This window comes from Micromonospora sp. NPDC005215, from assembly GCF_040607915.1.
GTDB lineage: Bacteria > Actinomycetota > Actinomycetes > Mycobacteriales > Micromonosporaceae > Micromonospora.
In genome coordinates, this window is the sequence record NZ_JBEXHQ010000006.1 from 16,351 (window position 1) to 33,763 (window position 17,413).

Below are 17,413 nucleotides of genomic sequence, written 5' to 3' on the forward strand. Positions count from 1 at the left end.
CGTGACGACGAGGGCCCGCCGCGACGAATCGCGACGGGCCCTCCGGTCATCACCCTCGATCAGCCTGGACGGCCGTAGCTGTGGATCGGGCCGTCGTCGACCTTCTTCATCTTGACCGGTTGACCGGCCTGCGAGGCGTGCACCACCCAGCCGCCGCCGACGTACATGCCGACGTGGTGGATGTCGCTGTAGTAGAAGACCAGGTCGCCGGGGCGCAGGTCGGCCTTGCTGACGTTCTTGGTGACGCGGCTCTGCGCGGCGGCGTTGTGCGGCAGGGACACCCCGGCCTTCGCCCAGGCGGCCAGCATCAGCCCGGAGCAGTCGTACGAGTTCGGGCCCTCGGCACCCCAGACGTAGGGCTTGCCGATCTGTGCGCAGGCGAACTTGACAGCAGTGCCGGCGGCGCCACCGGGGTAGCTGCCGGGGCAGGGCGCCGGCCGCAACGGACCGCCGCCACCGCTGCCGTACACCTTGAGGCGCAGCTTCTGCAGCTTGTCGATCTCCTCGTTGATCTGCTTCTTCTTCGCCGCCAGCTGAGCCTCGGTGCGGGTCAGCTGGGCCACCATCTCGTCGAGCGGCGCCTTCTGCGCGGCCAACTCGTCGCGCAGGTCGGCCACCTCGCGGATGTCCTGCTGCTGGTTGTGCGCGAAGCGGTCGAGCATCTCGAGTTGGCCGACCACCTCGCTGGGTGACTGGCTGCCCAGCACCGCGTTGACGGTCAGCACGGTCTCGCCCTTGTAGGCGCGCACGGCCAGGGCACTGACCTTGTCCATCGCGGCGTCGACCTGACGCTCCAGTGGGGCGATCCGGGCGGCCAGCGCCTGGGCCTGCCTGCGCTTGGCGGCGAGGTCGATCCGGGTGGCGTTGTGCTGTTCGATGATCGGTTCGAGTTTGTTCCAGTCGGCGTCGATCTGGCGCTCGATCTCGGCGACGGACGGGTCGGCGTGGGCCGCCGTGGCGCTGCCGGTCAGGACGACGGCGACGCCGGCCAGTGCGGCGAGCGCGGTGGTGAAGCGGGACCAGCGTGGGCGCGGCGTGATCGACACCGGGCCGGCTGCTGCCGACCGCTCGGACGACGGCCGCGGGGCATGGAGTGCCACCGGGGTTCCGTACTCCTTCTTCCTGACCGCCTACCGGGTTAGCTGACGGGTTCGGGCGGGAAGTCGGCGCCCTACCGCAGTGGCTGCGGATTCACCCCGGGGGGACATGGGTCCCCGGTTCGTTCGGAAACGACTCGGCGGTGTCGGTCCGTTACCGCCCGGGCTGGACGGAGCTGCTATCGGGCCGACGAATGACCAGAGTAGAGACGCTTGTTACCACTCCGCAACCCGTGCGGCAGTGACACTCCGTACCGATCGGAGAGGGTCACCGACCGTACGTGAAGATTTCTTTCCCGACGAGTCGACGCATGGAAAGGTATTGACGCGGACTCCCGACCGGCGCGAAGGTGACGTCATCTTCACCCGCGAAATCTAGGGGGTTCGATGCACCATCCAACCCTGCTCGCCGGCCGGCGTGCACTGCTCGCCGCCGCCGTGGTCGCCGCCGCGACCGCGGTCCCACCACCCACCAACGCCGCCGCCGCACCCACCGCCGACCGCCAGCAGCAGTACGCCGCCGCGGCGGCCGAGTACGGCGTACCGACCGACGTGCTGCTCGGCGTCTCCTACCTGGAGTCCCGCTGGGACAGCAACGCCGGCACACCCAGCACCAGCGGCGGTTACGGCCCCATGCACCTGACCGACGCCCGACACGTGGCCGCGCTGCCCGTGGGCGGCCACCACGACACCGGCACCGAGGACCCACGCGGCGACGACTCCCGTACCGCGCTGGCACCCGCGCCCCGGCCGGCCGGAAACCCGGCGCCACCGGCCGCCGCGTTGCAGACCGTGGATGCCGCCGCCGCACTGACCGGCGCGGCCCCCGACGCGCTGCGCACCGACGCCGACGTCAACATCCGGGGCGGGGCCGCGCTGCTGGCCTCGTACCAGCGGGAGTTGGGCGCACCGGTCGGTGCCGGCACCGACCCGGCCACCTGGTACGGCGCGGTGGCCCACTACGCCGGCGCGGACAGCGCCGACGCCGCGGCGGCCTTCGCCGACGAGGTCTTCACCACCATCGGCGCCGGCGAGTCGCGGGTGACCGACGACGGCCAGCGGATCACGCTGCCGGCCCGCGCGATCCGCCCGGAGCGCTTCTGGCTGGACCGACTGGGTCTGCGCCGGCTCGCCCGCCCGGACGGGCTGGAATGCCCCCGGACCATCTCCTGCGAGTGGATCCCGGCGCCCTACGCGGCGTTCGGCGACGGGGACTACGGCAACCACGACCTGTCCGACCGGCCCGCCCGGCAGAAGGTCGAGTACATCGTCATCCACGACACCGAGGGAAGCTGGGCCACCACCCTGCAACTCGTCCAGGACCCGACCTACGTGAGCTGGCACTACACGCTGCGCTCCGTGGACGGGCACATCGCCCAGCACGTCAAGACCAAGGATGTCGCCTGGCACGCCGGCAACTGGTACGTCAACGCCAAGGCGGTCGGGCTGGAGCACGAGGGCTTCGCCGCGCAGGGCACCTGGTACACCGAGGCGATGTACCGGACCTCGGCGAAGCTGGTCCGGCACCTCGCGCTGCGGCTGGGCGTCCCGCTGGACCGCCAGCACATCATCGGCCACGACAACGTGCCCGGCACCATCGCCGCGAACGTCCGTGGGATGCACTGGGACACCGGCCCGTACTGGGACTGGACCCACTACTTCGAGCTGCTGCACGCGCCACGGTTGGACACCGGCACCCCGGCCACCGGTCTGGTCCGGATCGACCCGGACTTCGCCACCAACCAGCCGGCGTTCGTCGGCTGCGTGACCGCCGGCGTGCCGTGCGCGCCACGCGGCTCCTCGGCGGTGGTGCTGCGCTCCGCGCCGGCCGCGGACGCGCCACTGGTCAACGACATCGCGCTGCGCCCCGACGGCACCCCGAACACCATGGAGGTGTCGGATCACGGCGCTCGCGCCTCCGCCGGCCAGACGTACGCGCTGGCCGGGCGGCAGGGTGACTGGACGGCGATCTGGTACCTCGGGCAACGGGCCTGGTTCCACAACCCGGCGTCCGCGCCCACCGCCAGCTGGACCGTCGGTCTGGTGGCCACCCCGAAGCCCGGCCGGGCCACCATCCCGGTCTACGGGCGGGCCTACCCGGAGCAGGCGGCCTATCCGGCCGGCGTGCCCTACCAGACGATCTCGCCACTGCAGTACACCCTGGCCGCCGGGCAGCGGTACGCCGTCGGCGCGGTGCTGCCGGGTGAGTACTACCGGGCCAGCACTGTCGACGGCTCCTCGCCCGGTGACTGGACGGTGATCCGCGGCAAGAACCGGTACGCGCAGATCCAGTTCGGCCACCGCATCATGTACGTCGACCTGGCCGACGTGCAGCTCGTGCCGTCCCCGGTGGGCGCACCCCGCTGAGCACCACGACGGCCCCCGGTCGGTGACCGGGGGCCGTCGTGTCGCACGTTGTGGATCAGGGTCTCCGGAACCCGGCGACGGGCATCGTGTTGATGCTCGACACCTGCACCGGTTTACCGGCACGTGGTGCGTGCACCATCTGGTTGTTACCCAGATACAGCCCGACATGACTCAGGCCGGAGAAGAAGAAGACCAGGTCACCGGGGCGGGCGTCGGCTCGCGCGACGGCCTTCCCCTCGTTCCACTGGTCACCGGTGTGGTGGGTGAGGGAGATCCCGGCCGCCTTGTAGGCGTACTGGGTCAACCCCGAGCAGTCGAACGAGTTCGGGCCGGTGGCACCCCAGACGTACGGCTTGCCGACCTTTCCGCAGGCGGTCCTGATCGCCGTGCGGGCGGCCGCGCTGACCACCCCGTTGATGGTCGGGCAGGCCGCGGTCACCACAGTGGTCTTCGGCATCGACGCCTCAAGCTGCTTGATCTCGGCGTCGATCTGCTTCTTCTTCGCCGCCAGCTCGTTCTGCTGCTTGGTCTGAGTGGTGATCAGGGCGTCCAGCTTCTGCTTCTCGCCGTCGTACTTGGCCCGCACGGCAAGGACGCCCTCGACCTCCTTGCGCTCCTGCGCGGCAAGCCGGTCGAGGATGGTGAGCTGCTCGGTGAGCGTGTCCGGCTTGGCGCTGACCAGCAGTGCGCCAATGTCGTGCGACGGGCCCGAGATGTAGTAGCGGGAGGCGAGATCGCCGACCCGGTTGAGCGCCAACTCGCTCTGCAACGCCAGCGGCTCGATCTTTTTCTGTAGGTCCACCGACTTCTGCCGATTGACCTTCAGCTGCGCCCTGACCTTGTTGTACTGCTCGATAGTGGGCTCCAACTGCTCCCACTTCTTGTCGATCTGCGCTTCGATCTCGTCGACCGTGGGCGCGGCGTGCGCCGGGGCGGCAAGCAGGCCCGCGCCGACCACCGCGGCGGCGACCAGGACGAGCAGACGGTGACCAGCCCGGCGTAGACCACCCGGCCGAGCAGACGCATTCAGGTCGTGACGATGAGGGGGCATGGTTGCCACCGGCACCGACTCCTTTGCAACCGACCGCCGGGCGCCTCGCGTGAGGGAAGGGCCGAGGCAGACGACCCACAGCGGTCGGTGCCTCACATTAGGGAAGCGCGGGGCGGTAATCAAGGCGAGTGGAGAAACCGTCACTGTCGTGCAACCGCTTGCACACCAAGGGTATTGGCGTATCAACCAACGATTGCCGTCAATACATCATCAAGAGTGACCACACCGAGCGGGCGCCGGCCGTCGCTGACCAGCACCATGTGCCGCCGTTCGCGGCGCATGGCCAGCAGCAGATCCGCCAGCGTACGCTCCGGCGGCACCACCGCCAGCGGTCGGTAGACCTGGGCCGGCACCGGCGACCGGCGACCCTGCCCGGCGTACCCGAGCACGTCCTTGACGTGCACGAAGCCGAGCACCCGACGGGTCGACCGCTGCACCACCGGGAACCGGGACCGGCCGGTCCGGGTCGCCAACACCTCCAACGACGCCGGCGAGACGTCCTCGGCCACCGTCACCACCGTCGACCACGGCTGTAGGGCATCCGCCGCGGTGCGGCTGTGCAGGGCCAGGGCACCGGTGATCCGCGCGTGCTGCTCCTCGTCGAGCAACCCCTCGGTGCGGGCCTGCGAGACGAGCCCGGCCAACTCCTCGGCGGTGAACACCGTCTTCACCGCCTCGGACGCCTCGATCCGCCAGATCGCGAGCACCCGGCGGGCCGCCCACTTCATCGCGAGCAGCAGCGGCTTGGTGGCCACACAGAACGCCAGCATCGCCGGGCCGAGCCAGAGTGCGGAGACCTCCGGACCGGCCAGCGTGATGTTCTTCGGCACCATCTCACCGACGACCGTGTGCAGGAAGACCACCACGCCCAGGGCCAGCACGAAGGCCACCGGGTGTACCGCCCGCTCGGGCAGGCCGGCCGCGTGGAACGGTGGCTCCAGCAGGTGCGCCAACGCCGGCTCGGCGATCGCGCCCAGGCCCAGCGAGCAGACAGTGATGCCGAGCTGCGCGCCAGCGATCATCAACGGGATCTGGTTCATCGCCGACAACGCCCACCGGGCCCGCTTCGACCCGGCGGCCAGCGGCTCGATCACCGTGCGGCGGGACGCGATGAGCGCGAACTCACTGCCCACGAAGAACCCGTTGCCGAGGAGCAGCAGGACGGTCACCAGCAGCTCAGTCATCGTCGTCCGGTTCCGCCGGGCGCAACACCCGGACCTGCTCGATCCGGTGCCGTTCCACCTCGACCACCGTGAACTCCCAGCCGCTCGCCTCGACCGTCTCGCCGGCCAACGGGATGTGCCCGAGCTGGGCCATCAGGAAGCCGGCCAACGTCTCGTAGGGCCCCTCGGGGAGCCGGAAGCCGGTCTGCTCGGCCACCTCGTCGGAGCGGAGCACCCCGTCGACAAGCACGGTCCGCTCGCCACCGGGCACGGTCAACTCGACCGGGTCGGGGTCGTCCACACTCGCCGGGTCGAACTCGTCGGCGATCTCCCCGACCAACTCCTCGACGAGGTCCTCGATCGTCACCACGCCGTCCGTGCCGCCGTACTCGTCGACAACGATGGCCAGGTCGGCCCCGGCCGCCTTCAACGCGGCCAGCACGCCGTCCAGGTTGAGGCTCTCCGGCACGTACACCGGCTCACGGGCCACCGAACCGACGATGGTCGACGCCCGGTCGGCCAGCGGCACGCCCAGCGCGTCGGGCACCCCGGCCACGCCGGTCACCAGGTCCAGGGTCTCCTCGTACACCGGGAACCGGGTCCGCCCGGTCTGCCGGGACTGCTCAAGCAACTCGGCCACGGTGGCCGTGGCACGCAGCGCGACCACGTCCACCCGGGGGGTCATCGCCTCGGCGGCCCGCTTGTCGCCGAACCGGATGGTACGACGCAGCAGCATCGCGGTGTCGGTCGGCAGCGCGCCGGCCCGAGCCGAGATGGCCGCCAGCAGGCCCAGCTCCTCCGGCGAGCGGGCGCTGGCCAGCTCCTCCTGCGGCTCGACGCCGAGCGCCCGGACCAGCCGGTTAGCGGAGCCGTTCAACCCCCGGATCAGCCAGCCGAACGTCCGGGAGAAGGTGTGCATCGGACCGGCAGTGGCCAGCGCCGCCGGCATGGGCCGGGCCAGCGCCGCGTTCTTCGGCACCAGCTCACCGAAGAGCATGGAGAGCAGCGTGGCGAGGGCCAACGCCAGGAACGGGGTGAACCGCTCGGTGCTCTCCCCGGCCAGCGGGTGCAACAGCGGGGTGAAGAGCCGCGCCAGGGCCGGCTCGGCCAGGTAACCGGTGAGCAGTGCGGTGATGGTGATGCCGAGCTGCGCGCCGGAGAGTTGGAAGGAGAGTTCGCGCAGCGCCGCGCGTACCGTCAGGGCGGCCTGGTCGCCCGCGGCGGCCCGCCGGTCGATCTCCGCGCGGTCGACAGTGACCAGGGCGAACTCGGCCGCGACGAAGAACGCGTTGCCCGCGGTCAGCGCAACGAAACCGACCAGGGGCAACAGCGTCGTCAAGAGTAGGCCGTCGATGTCGCCTCACCTCGGCGAGATTCTTGCACGACGGCGGCGGACCCTGAGGGCCGCCGCCGTCGATGTGCAGAACCCCCGGGGGTACGCGCCTCAGCCGCCGACCGGCGCCGTCTCCCGGCCGCCCTGCGGCTGCTCCGGCTTGACCGAACGGAGCAGCACGCTCGCCACGTCGACGACCTCGACCTGCTCGCCGGCGCCCTTGCCGTTGACCCCGTCGTTGAGCATCGTCGAGCAGAACGGGCAGCCGACAGCGACCGTCTTCGCCCCGGTGGCCATGGCCTCCTCGACCCGGTCCACGTTGATCCGCTTGCCGATCTTCTCTTCCATCCACATCCGCGCGCCGCCAGCGCCGCAGCAGAAGGAACGCTCGCTGTTGCGGGGCATCTCGGTGAGCTCGCCGGCGATGGCGTCACCGAGAACCTCACGGGGGGCCGCGAAGACCCGGTTGTGCCGACCGAGGTAGCAGGGGTCGTGGTAGGTGACGCCGCCGTCGACCGGCTGCACCGGGGTGAGCTTGCCGGTGGCGACCAGGTGGGCAAGCAGTTGGGTGTGGTGGACCACCTCGAACTCGCCGCCGAGCTGGCCGTACTCGTTGCCCAGGGTGTTGAAGCAGTGCGGGCAGGTCGCGACGATCTTGCGCTTGGCCTTTTCGCGGCCCTCGAACGCCTCGTTCAGCGTCTCCACGTTCTGCTGGGCGAGCATCTGGAAGACGAACTCGTTGCCGATCCGCCGCGCCGGGTCGCCCGAGCAGGTTTCGCCCTCGCCCAGGATCGCGAACGTCACGCCCGCCTCGTTGAGCAGCGTGGCCACCGCGCGGGTGGTCTTCTTGGCCCGGTCCTCGAACGCACCGGCACAGCCGACCCAGAAGAGGTACTCGAAGTCGTCCACCTCGCCGACCCGGGGCACCTCGAAGTCGAGACCCTTGGTCCAGTCCTCGCGGGTGTTCGGCGGGGCGCCCCACGGGTTGCCCTTGTTCTCCAGGTTGCGCAGCATCACGCCGGCCTCGGAGGGGAAACTCGACTCGATCAGCACCTGGTAGCGGCGCATGTCGACGATGTGGTCCACGTGTTCGATGTCCACCGGGCACTGCTCGACGCAGGCGCCGCAGGTGGTGCAGGACCAGAGCACGTCCGGGTCGATGACACCGCCCTCCTCGGCGGTGCCGATCAACGGCTTGTCCGCCTCGGCCAGGGCCAGCACGTCCAGGTGGGCGAGCTGCGCCTGGGTGGCCTTCTCCTCGCCGGTCAGATCCTTGCCGCCGCCGGCCAGCAGGTAGGGCGCCTTGGCGTACGCGTGGTCGCGCAGGCTCAGCACGAGCAGCTTGGGTGACAGCGGCTTGCCGGTGTTCCAGGCCGGGCACTGCGACTGGCAGCGGCCGCACTCGGTGCAGGTGCTGAAGTCCAGTAGGCCCTTCCAGCTGAACTGCTCGACCTGGGCGACGCCGAACTGGTCCTTCTCCGGGTCGGCCTCCTCGAAGTCGAGCGGCTTGCCCTGGCTCGTCATCGGGCGCAGCGCACCGAGGCCGGAGCCGGCCGGCCTGGTCGGCTCACGCTTGAAGAAGATGTTGGGGAACGCCAGGAAGCGGTGCCAGGCGACGCCCATTGTGACGTTCAGCGAGATGACGATCAGCCAGGTCATCGAGATAATGATCTTGATGGCGGCGGCGACGCTGACCCCGTCCGCCCAGTCGGGCAGCACCGCACCGACCGCGTGACTGACCGGGGTGGCCCAGAACGGGAACTCGAAGTGGTCCGTGGCGACCTTGAAGCCCCGGATCACGAACCCGAAGATCAGGACCAGCAGCACGATCCACTCGACGAAGTAGCCCTGCCACATGGTCGAGCCGGTGAACCGGGACCGCCCGCCCGGCCGGGTCGGCCGGTTGCGCAGCCGGATCGCCATCAGCACCACGATGCCGACCAGGCCCAGCACCCCGATGATCTCGGTGACCAGGCCGAAGATCGTCCAGTGCCCGACGACCGGCAGGCCACCGTCCGTGGTGACCACCTCGAAGTACGCCTCGAGCACCAGCAGCGACAGCACGACGAAGCCGACCATCACGAACCAGTGCGCGGCGCCCACCACGCCCCACTTGAGCATCCGGGTGTGGCCGGCCGTCTCCACCAGCATGGTCCTGGCACGAGCGACCTTGTCGGTGAACCGTTCCGGTGCGGGCTGCCCGAGCCGGATGACTGCCACCATCTTCAGGACCGCACGCACCGCAAGCCACACCGCCACGGCGGTGATGGCGGCCGCGAGGATCGTGGTGACGATCTGGACGCTGCCCATCGAGTTGGCCTCCCCGGTCTGCTGCCTGATGACCTCGCTCTGCTCGGTCATGCAGTGCAGCCTACGCGAAGGTTACCCAGCAGTAACGTGAGTCATCTCGCAGTAGGCCACGCTGCCTGCGGACACCCTAGGGGGCCCCATCCGATCCTGCCGGGCAGGGGCACGGTGGGGTGACGTGGAACCGCCGACGCGACGGCCCCGAGCCGGCTCAGCGCCAGCGGGAGAGCAGCGCCAGCGACGCGACCATCGCGCCGAAGCCGACAGCGAGGTTCCAGTAACCCCACGCCATGACCGGGTACTCCTGCTCGGACAGGTAATAGAGCACCAGCCAGCCGATGCCGACGACGATCAAGGCGACCGCGGTGACCGGCAACCACACCGGGCTAGGCTTGCGCGTCGACGCCGCCGTCGTCGGACGGACGTCCGTCGGCGGGGTGTACACCTTCTTCTTGCGGACCTGAGACTTGGGCACGACGCTCTCCAGAGGGGTGACGACCTCGTCCGGCCTGACAACCGGGCGCGGGGGCGACGGTCCATGGCCAATAATGTTCGACAGCTAGCGTAGTCCCGATTGCCCGTCCGGACCATGAATGGGGTCAGGCCGGCGCACGGAGTGACCGAAAAAGGCGGGACTGTTCGCATCACCGGCCCGGCCGGGGCGGACCGATCCACGACACGCGGAAGGAACGCTCGGTGGAGTACACATCCGGCGCAACCTCCTGGCAGAAGGTCCTCCGACGGGCCGCCGCCGGGCTACTGCCCCGGCGACCGCGTCAACGCCGACCGGGCTGGTCGATCGGGGTGCCCCTGATCGCCGCCGCGGCGGGGCTGCTCTTCACCACCACCGCGACCACCGCTGGCGGCACCGCGCTGCGTGAGGACCGACGGCCCCAGCTCAACCAGCTCATCGAGGACCGGCGCGAGCAGGTGGCGGCGAGCGAACGCCGGGCCGCCACGCTGCGCGACGAGGTCCAGCAACGGACCAACACGCTGGCCGGCTCGGACGCCCCGATCAAGGATCAGCAGGATCGCGCCCAGGGCAGCCTCCAGGCCGCCGGGTTCACCGCCCTCGCCGGGCCGGGGGTCACCGTCGAGCTGAACGACGCGCCGCAGCTCGACCAGACCCAGTCGGACGCCGACAACGACGACCTGGTGGTGCACCAGGCGGATGTGCAGGCGGTGGTCAACGCGCTCTGGGCCGGCGGAGCGGAAGCCGTGTCAATCATGAACGTCCGCGTGCTCGCAACCAGCGCGGTACGCTGCGTCGGTAACACCCTGCTGCTCCACGGCCGGGTGTACTCCCCACCGTTCAAGATCGTAGCGATCGGCGATCCCGCTGCCCTCCAGCAGGCCCTCGCCAGCTCTCAGGGAGTCCAGTGGTTCAAGGACGCGGTCGACGACTACCAACTCGGCTACAAGGAAACGGCATCAACGGTGCGAGTCCCGGCATTCGAGGACTCGACCTCCCTACGCTCGGCCACGGTGCCTAAGTGAGCGCGCCCGACGAGCGCCGCGACGGGCGGCACCGGGACCAGGCCGACGATCCGACCGCCTTCCTACCCAAGGTTGACCGGCCCGAGCCGGCGCCGGTTCGGCCGACCCCGGCCGGCAACTGGCCCGAGCCGATGCTGCCCGCCCGGCCCGATGCGTCGCGCCCGCCGGCCACGCCTGAGCCTCCCCGCCCGGCCGACCCGACCCCCGGTCCCCGGGGTGTCGAGGCACCCCCGCCGTGGCCAGGCAGCACCGCCCCCCGACCCGGGCCGCACGGAGGGTCCGACGGTCCGCCCGCGGCCGGCCGGCCGGCCGTGACCAACCCGGGCCCGCTACGGCCCGCCGCCCCGATCCGACCCCCCACGCCCACCGGCCCGTCCACCCGACCGGCGCCCGGGGCCGCCGCGCCCACCCATCCGGCAGCGCCGGCCACCGGTGGCGCGTCAGGTGCCACCGGGACCCCCCCGAGCACGCCCGGTGGGATGCCGACCCGGCCGACGACCTCCGGCACGCCGGGTCAACAGGCCCCGTCCGGCCCCCCGACGCCACCGCTTGCCGACTCACCGACCGCGTTCATCCCCCAGATCACCGCCCGGCCCGCACGCCCGACCGGCTCCCCTGCCGCTTCGTCCGCGCCCGGCCCGGATGCCTCCTCTTCCGCCGGGGCGACCCGTGTCCCGCCCACCGGGCCGGGCCGGGCCCCCGCCACCGGGCCGGATCGCGTCGCCGACCCGGCCGCCACCGCCTTGATTCCCGCCGTGCCCGCCACCCCCACCACCCGCCCACCAACGATGGACTCGACAGCGCTGATGGGTGCCGTCCCCCGCACGGCAGGCCCCCAGGAGCCGACCGGTGGCGGCGACAACCCCGGCGAGCCGCCCCGGCCCCGGCGCGGCGAGCGGGTGGTCCAACTCCGGCCACACCAGACCGGCGAGGGCTACAAGAGCGTCTACTCCGAGCTCACCCGCCCGTCGTTCGGCTCCCGACTGCGCACCGGCGTCCGCGTCACCGGCGAAATCCTGATCACCTTTGGCCTGGTGGTGCTGCTCTTCGCCGGCTACGAGGTGTGGGGCAAGTCGGCAATCGTCGACGCCCACCAGCACGACCTCAACAAGGCACTGGCACAGGCGTGGGGCCCGACCGACGACCCGACCGTCGCTCCGTCGGTCGGGCCGAGCGTCAAACCGTCGCCCCCGGTACGCGGCAAGCCGCTCGCCGGCCTCTACATCCCCAAGCTCGACAAGAACTGGGTAGTGGTCGAAGGCGTCACGCAGCAGGACATCCGCTTCGCCCCGGGCCACTACCCGGGCAGCGCCCTGCCCGGCCAGGTCGGCAACTTCTCCGTCGCCGGCCACCGCAACCGGGCCACCTTCTGGCGGCTGGACGAACTCGACGAGGGCGACGCGATAGTGGTCGAGGGCAAGACCGACTGGTACGTCTACCTGGTGTCGCGGTCGCGGATCGTCCGGCCCACCCAGGTCGAGGTGGTGGCGCCGGTGCCCGGCGAGCCGGACAAGAAGCCGACAAAGCGGATGCTCACCCTGACCACGTGCAACCCGAAGTTCGACAACTACCAGCGCCTGATCATCCACGCCGAGCTGGACCGCACCCAACCCAAGTCGGCGGGCCGCCCGGCGGAGCTGGGAGGCTGACCCGATGTATGCGTTCATCTGGCGCAAACTTCCCTTCGGCCTGGCCGGAAAGCTGATCGGCTCGGTGCTGCTGGTGGCCTCCACGGTGGCCCTGCTCTGGTACTTCGCCTTCCCCTGGGCCGAACCCCTGTTGCCCTTCGACGACGTGCAGGTCGAGTCCGGCGTCCCCGCGGAAACGGGCGACGGCGGCCCGGCGACCGGCGACGCCCCGGCGGGCGACGAGCACGAGCTGCCGTACGACACCGACCAGAACAACCCCGCGCCGCCCTCCCCGAGCAGGTGACAATGCGCATCCTGGTGATCGACAACTACGACTCGTTCGTCTTCAACCTCGTGCAATATCTCGGCCAGCTCGGCGTGGCCTGCGAGGTCCGCCGCAACGACGAGATCGACGTCGACGCGGTGGGCAGGGTGGGCGCGGCCGGCATCCTGCTCTCACCGGGGCCGGGCAGCCCCGACCGGGCCGGCATGTGCCTGGACGTCATCCGCCAGTACGCGGGCGAGCTGCCGATCTTCGGTGTCTGCCTCGGTCACCAGGCGATCGGCGAGGCGTTCGGGGCGACAGTGACGCGCGCACCCGAACTGCTGCACGGCAAGACCTCCGAGGTACGGCACCAGTCGGTCGGCGTACTCGCCGGCCTGCCCGACCCGTTCACCGCCACCCGGTACCACTCGCTCGCGGTGTTGCCCGAGACGCTCCCGGACGAGCTGGAGGTCACCGGCTGGACCGGCTCCGGCGTGGTGATGGCGATGCGGCACCGGACCCTTCCGATCGAGGGCGTCCAGTTCCACCCGGAGTCGGTGCTCACCGAGGGCGGCCACCTGATGCTTGCCAACTGGCTGGCCGGTTGCGGTCACCAGGAGGCGTTGGAGCGCGCGCCCGCGCTGGCCGCCGAGGTCGACGCCCGCCGCCGGTCGGCCTTCGCCACCACCTGAGGCTCCGCCGCTCGATCAGCGGTCAGCACCCTGGCCGGTCACGACGCGCAGCGCGTCCTGCACCGCCGGACTCGCGGGCGAGTGGATCGCTGGCGGGCGACCACGGACCGTGTCCCATGCCGCCTTGCCGCTGGCGAAGTACTCCCGGATCGACTTCTCGACGAACATGAGCCGTCCGCAACCGTCGCACCGTGCGGTGACCCCGTCGACGTCGAGGCCGAGCTGCCGGCACAGTGTCACCGCCCGGGGCAGATGAAAGGACTGGGTCACGATCAGGGCCCGCTGGACGCCGTACACCTCGCGCGCTCGGGCGCAACTGTCGTACGTGTCCAGGCCGAACGGGTCGGCCACCACGCGACGCGCGTCGACACCGAGTCCGGTGAGATACGCCGTCATCACCGCTGGCTCGTCACCCGACGTGCCGCCGCCGTCGCCCGACACGAGCACGACCTTGGCCCGCCCGCTGGTCACCAACTCGGCGGCGGTCTCCAGGCGGCCGGCGAGCCGGTCACTGGGCCGTTGCCGATCGGCCGCCACGGCGGTACCGAGGACGATCACCACGTCGGCGGTCGGCGCGTCGGCCTCGTCGTACACGTGGTCGCGGGCGGCGATCGTCGTCCACAGCCACGGAAGACTGGTGAGCAGCAGCGCGACGACCGCCAGGATGGCCACGCGTCCGCGGCGTCGAGGACGTCGGCTCACCACCGACCCGACGCCGGACACATCGGCGTCACTCACACCGCCGCCTGAGCCTGCCACCGGCCGGCCAGGGGCTCCGCCCACGCGCCCTAGTCCTCGGGCAGCCGGCTCGGCGGGGGCGGGATCGGCAGACCGAGGCCACCCCCGCCGCCGGGCGTGGTTGGCGTGGCCGTCGGCGTGCCGGTCGGCGTCCCGGGGGTCGGCGTCTCGACCACCTTCTCCGGGATGCTGATCTCGATGGTCACGGTCCTGTCCTTGGCCAGTTCGGTGCCCGCGTTCGGACTCTGCTTCTGGACCCGACCCGCACGGTCCGCCGGCACCTCGTCACCATCGCGGAACTCGACCTTGTAACCCGCCTCGCGAAGCTCCTCGGCGGCCTCGTCCCGGGTCGAGTTGATCACATTGGGCACCTTGCTGACGTTGCCCCTGGAGACCTCGACGATCACCTTGCTGCCCTGCGCGACGGTGGTCCCCGACGGCGGAGTCAACTTCAGCACGGTGCCCTTGGTCGCGGGGTTGTCCACCTGCTTGTCCTGGACCACCAACCCCTGGCCCTCAAGCTGGGACTTGACGTTCTCGTACTGCGAATTGATCAAACCAGGGGGGATCTTCACGTCGGGCTTGCCGTCGCAGAGCTGAATGGTCACCGTGCCGGACTGCGCCAGCCGAGTGTTCGGTGCCGGATCCTGCTTGGCGACAGTGTCCTTCGTACAGTCGTTGTCCCGGACCGGCTCACCCAGCTTCGGCTGAAGGTTGGCGGCCTGGATCTCGGCGACCGCGACCGCCTGGCTCTTGCCGGTGAGGTTCGGCACCGCCTTGTTGGCCTTCTCCTGCTGCTGGTTCCAGAGCAGGGCGGCGACCAGGGCGATCACCGCCAGCACGCCGACCGCGCTGAACGTCGCGATCAGCCAGGAGGACGCCTTGCGCTGGCGCGGGTCACCCACCCGGGCCATCTGCCCGGTCTGCGGCCCACCGGCGGCAACCGGGTAACCACCCCGGCCGCCGGCCGGGGCCATCGCCACCGTCTCCGCCTCGCGCAGCACCGGGGTGGCCAACACGGGCCGGCCGGCGGCGGCGCGGAGCAGGTCGGCACGCATTTCGCCGGCGCTCTGGTAGCGGTTGAGCGGATTCTTCGACAGCGCCTTCAACACGATCGCGTCGACCGCCGGGGTGACGTCCGGGTTGATGTCGCTCGGCGTTGGCGGTGTCTCCCGTACGTGCTGGTAGGCAACACTGACCGGGCTGTCCCCGACGAACGGCGGGTGCCCACAGACCAGCTCGAAGAGCACGCAGCCGGCCGCGTACACATCGGAACGGGCGTCGACGGCCTCACCGCGCGCCTGCTCCGGGGACAGGTACTGCGCTGTGCCGATCACCGCGCTGGTCTGTGTCATGGTGGTCGCGCCGCTGGCCAACGCGCGGGCGATGCCGAAGTCCATCACCTTGACCTGGCCGGTCTGGGTGAGCATCACGTTGCCGGGCTTGATGTCCCGGTGGATGATGCCGTGCCGGTGGCTGAACTCCAGCGCGGCGCACATGTCGGCACAGATCTCCAGCGCCCGACGCGGCTGTAGCCGGCCCTCGGCGCCGAGGACCTCCTTCAAGGTCAGACCGTTGACGAACTCCATCACGATGAACGGCAGTGTCTCGCCGGTCGGCGCGGTCTCCTCACCGGTGTCGTAGACCGCGACGATCGCCGGGTGGTTGAGCGACGCGGCGTTCTGCGCCTCCCGGCGGAACCGCATCTGGAACGTCGCGTCCCGGGCCAGGTCGGTCCGGAGCATCTTGATCGCGACGTCCCGACCGAGCCGGAGATCGCGACCGCGGTGCACCTCGGCCATGCCGCCGTAGCCGAGCAGCTCGCCGACCTGATACCTGCCACCGAGCAGGCGGGCCTGCGCTGTCATCGCGTCTGTCGTCCTTCGCTCGTCGTCGTCCCGCCGTCACCCGGCTGGAGTCGTATCTCCCGACGGTACGACGTCTGGGTCGGATCGTCGCGCCCGTCGAGTCGCAGCGCGCCGGACGTCGCGGTGCGCGCACTCGTCCCGACGGGTTCGCCGGCCTGCGACTGCTTCTTCAGGTTGTAGGAAATCACGCCGGAGCAGAGCAGGACCAGCACGGCCAGGAAGATGGCGAGGAGCACCATGCCGGGCCGGGACCGTCGGGGCTCGGGGGACGGCGCCGACGGGACGGCCTGCCGGGCGTACGCCGCCGGTTGTTGCTGCCGGGGCGGTGCCGACGGCACCGCCGCGGCACCGCGCGGGTATCCGTTCGGTGCGGCCGGCGGCCGGGCGGACGGGACGGACGGCGCGACGGCGGTGGGGCGCGGCTGCTGGGCCGACGCGACAGCGGTCGGCCTCAGTCCGGCGGCCGGCGGACGGGCGCCCGGCGGACGCATCTGATGCGCCTGCGGCACCTGGGCCCGACCGGGCGCGGCCGGCGAGGCCGGCGCCGCGGAGACCGGCCCGGAGTTGCCACCGGCCCTGGCCTGCTGGGAGAGCGCGGCCTTGAGCTGACGGGCGACCCCGGCGAGGGCGGCGGCGCTCGGCCAGCGTGCGGCCGGGTCCTTGGCCAACGCCCGTTCCACAAGCGCGCGGACCTGCGGGGGGATGTCGGCGGGCAGCGGCCGGGGCGTCTCCCGCACGTGCCGCATGGCGATGTCGAGCGGGTTGTCGCCCTCGAACGGACGTCGCCCGGCAAGGCACTGGTAGGCGACCACGCCGAGCGCGTACACGTCCGACGCCGGGCTGGCCACGCCGCCGGTGGCCTGCTCGGGTGAGATGTACGAGGCGGTGCCGAGCACCGAACCAGCGGCGGTGAGCTGGCCGACCAGGTCGGAGCGGGCGATGCCGAAGTCGGTGAGCACCAGCGTGCCGTTCGGCCGGACCAGCAGGTTGCCCGGCTTCACGTCGCGGTGCACGATGCCCTTCTCGTGCGCGGCGTGCAACGCGTCCGCGGCCTGCGCGACGAGGGCCATCGTCCGGGCCGGGGTGAGCCGGCCGACCCGACTCAGCGTGGACGACAGCGCGTCGCCCTCGACGTACTCCATGACCAGGAACGCGATCTGCTGGTCGTTGCCGAAGTCGTAGACGTCAACCACCCCGGGGTGGTTGATCGTGGCCATGGTGCGGGCCTCACCGCGGAACCGCTCGGCGAAGTCCGGGTCGTCGAGCAGGGCCGGGAGCAGGCTCTTGACCGCGACCGTCCGGCCGAGCACCTGGTCCGTGCCGCGCCAGACGTCGCCCATGCCGCCGCTGGCGATCCGCTCGTCGAGACGGTAGCGGTTGCCGAGCTGGACGCCGGGGCTGAGCATG

Annotated in this window: 14 protein-coding genes and 1 riboswitch; of the genes, 5 read left to right on the plus strand and 9 right to left on the minus strand. The window is 71.1% G+C overall.

Going from position 1 to position 17,413, the window contains the following annotated elements; all coding sequences use genetic code 11:
- Positions 1-59: 59 nt before the first annotated feature.
- A complete protein-coding gene (locus tag ABZU25_RS07445) occupies positions 60-1,046 on the minus strand; it encodes an NlpC/P60 family protein (RefSeq protein ID WP_355028485.1) in 987 nt (328 codons plus the stop codon).
- A gap of 67 nt (positions 1,047-1,113) precedes the next feature.
- Positions 1,114-1,250: riboswitch (cyclic di-AMP (ydaO/yuaA leader) on the minus strand.
- Between the two features lie 234 nt (positions 1,251-1,484).
- On the opposite strand from ABZU25_RS07445, the gene ABZU25_RS07450 reads away from it, so the two are divergent.
- The gene (locus ABZU25_RS07450) at positions 1,485-3,464 is read left to right on the plus strand and encodes an N-acetylmuramoyl-L-alanine amidase (RefSeq protein WP_355028486.1); all 1,980 of its coding nucleotides are present in this window, start codon (positions 1,485-1,487) and stop codon (positions 3,462-3,464) included.
- 55 nt (positions 3,465-3,519) lie between these two features.
- On the opposite strand, the gene ABZU25_RS07455 is transcribed toward ABZU25_RS07450, so the two are convergent.
- From ABZU25_RS07455 to ABZU25_RS07475, 5 genes are all read right to left on the minus strand, one after another.
- A complete protein-coding gene (locus tag ABZU25_RS07455) occupies positions 3,520-4,530 on the minus strand; it encodes an NlpC/P60 family protein (protein WP_355028487.1) in 1,011 nt (336 codons plus the stop codon).
- A 167-nt stretch (positions 4,531-4,697) separates the two neighbouring features.
- Positions 4,698-5,699: a hemolysin family protein gene (locus ABZU25_RS07460; RefSeq protein WP_355028488.1), complete on the minus strand. Its 1,002-nt coding sequence runs from the start codon at positions 5,697-5,699 to the stop codon at positions 4,698-4,700.
- Positions 5,692-7,017: a hemolysin family protein gene (locus tag ABZU25_RS07465; protein WP_355028489.1), complete on the minus strand. Its 1,326-nt coding sequence runs from the start codon at positions 7,015-7,017 to the stop codon at positions 5,692-5,694. Before ABZU25_RS07465 ends, ABZU25_RS07460 begins: the two co-directional genes overlap by 8 nt.
- A 105-nt stretch (positions 7,018-7,122) precedes the next feature.
- Entirely contained in the window at positions 7,123-9,321 is a 2,199-nt protein-coding gene (locus tag ABZU25_RS07470) for a (Fe-S)-binding protein (RefSeq protein WP_355028617.1), read from the minus strand.
- Between the two features lie 208 nt (positions 9,322-9,529).
- The gene (locus tag ABZU25_RS07475) at positions 9,530-9,793 is read right to left on the minus strand and encodes a cell division protein CrgA (protein WP_355028490.1); all 264 of its coding nucleotides are present in this window, start codon (positions 9,791-9,793) and stop codon (positions 9,530-9,532) included.
- Between the two features lie 221 nt (positions 9,794-10,014).
- On the opposite strand from ABZU25_RS07475, the gene ABZU25_RS07480 reads away from it, so the two are divergent.
- The 4 genes from ABZU25_RS07480 to ABZU25_RS07495 are packed head-to-tail and all read left to right on the plus strand — an operon-like array spanning position 10,015 to position 13,400.
- Positions 10,015-10,815: a DUF881 domain-containing protein gene (locus tag ABZU25_RS07480; RefSeq protein WP_355028491.1), complete on the plus strand. Its 801-nt coding sequence runs from the start codon at positions 10,015-10,017 to the stop codon at positions 10,813-10,815.
- Positions 10,812-12,464, plus strand: a complete 1,653-nt coding sequence (locus tag ABZU25_RS07485; protein ID WP_355028492.1) for a class E sortase — start codon at positions 10,812-10,814, stop codon at positions 12,462-12,464. The genes ABZU25_RS07480 and ABZU25_RS07485 overlap by 4 nt, the downstream gene beginning before the upstream one ends.
- 4 nt (positions 12,465-12,468) lie before the next feature.
- The gene (locus ABZU25_RS07490; RefSeq protein ID WP_355028493.1) at positions 12,469-12,747 is read left to right on the plus strand and encodes a hypothetical protein; all 279 of its coding nucleotides are present in this window, start codon (positions 12,469-12,471) and stop codon (positions 12,745-12,747) included.
- A 2-nt stretch (positions 12,748-12,749) separates the two neighbouring features.
- Positions 12,750-13,400, plus strand: a complete 651-nt coding sequence (locus ABZU25_RS07495) for an aminodeoxychorismate/anthranilate synthase component II (RefSeq protein ID WP_355028494.1) — start codon at positions 12,750-12,752, stop codon at positions 13,398-13,400.
- Positions 13,401-13,415: 15 nt separating this feature from the next.
- On the opposite strand, the gene ABZU25_RS07500 is transcribed toward ABZU25_RS07495, so the two are convergent.
- The 3 genes from ABZU25_RS07500 to ABZU25_RS07510 are packed head-to-tail and all read right to left on the minus strand — an operon-like array spanning position 13,416 to position 17,412.
- Entirely contained in the window at positions 13,416-14,138 is a 723-nt protein-coding gene (locus ABZU25_RS07500) for an ElyC/SanA/YdcF family protein (protein WP_355028495.1), read from the minus strand.
- A 50-nt stretch (positions 14,139-14,188) separates the two neighbouring features.
- On the minus strand, positions 14,189-16,006 hold the full coding sequence (gene pknB, locus ABZU25_RS07505; protein WP_355028496.1) for a Stk1 family PASTA domain-containing Ser/Thr kinase: 1,818 nt from the start codon (positions 16,004-16,006) through the stop codon (positions 14,189-14,191).
- On the minus strand, positions 16,003-17,412 hold the full coding sequence (locus tag ABZU25_RS07510) for a protein kinase (protein WP_355028497.1): 1,410 nt from the start codon (positions 17,410-17,412) through the stop codon (positions 16,003-16,005). Before ABZU25_RS07510 ends, pknB begins: the two co-directional genes overlap by 4 nt.
- Position 17,413: the final 1 nt, after the last annotated feature.

Coding starts and splice junctions, on each gene's coding strand:
- ABZU25_RS07450 (WP_355028486.1), top strand. CDS start 1,485: ATGCACCATCCAACCCTGCTCGCCGGCCGGCGTGCACTGCTCGCCGCC.
- ABZU25_RS07490 (WP_355028493.1), top strand. CDS start 12,469: ATGTATGCGTTCATCTGGCGCAAACTTCCCTTCGGCCTGGCCGGAAAG.
- ABZU25_RS07495 (WP_355028494.1), top strand. CDS start 12,750: ATGCGCATCCTGGTGATCGACAACTACGACTCGTTCGTCTTCAACCTC.
- pknB (WP_355028496.1), bottom strand. CDS start 16,006: ATGACAGCGCAGGCCCGCCTGCTCGGTGGCAGGTATCAGGTCGGCGAG.
- ABZU25_RS07460 (WP_355028488.1), bottom strand. CDS start 5,699: ATGACTGAGCTGCTGGTGACCGTCCTGCTGCTCCTCGGCAACGGGTTC.
- ABZU25_RS07510 (WP_355028497.1), bottom strand. CDS start 17,412: ATGCTCAGCCCCGGCGTCCAGCTCGGCAACCGCTACCGTCTCGACGAG.
- ABZU25_RS07470 (WP_355028617.1), bottom strand. CDS start 9,321: ATGGGCAGCGTCCAGATCGTCACCACGATCCTCGCGGCCGCCATCACC.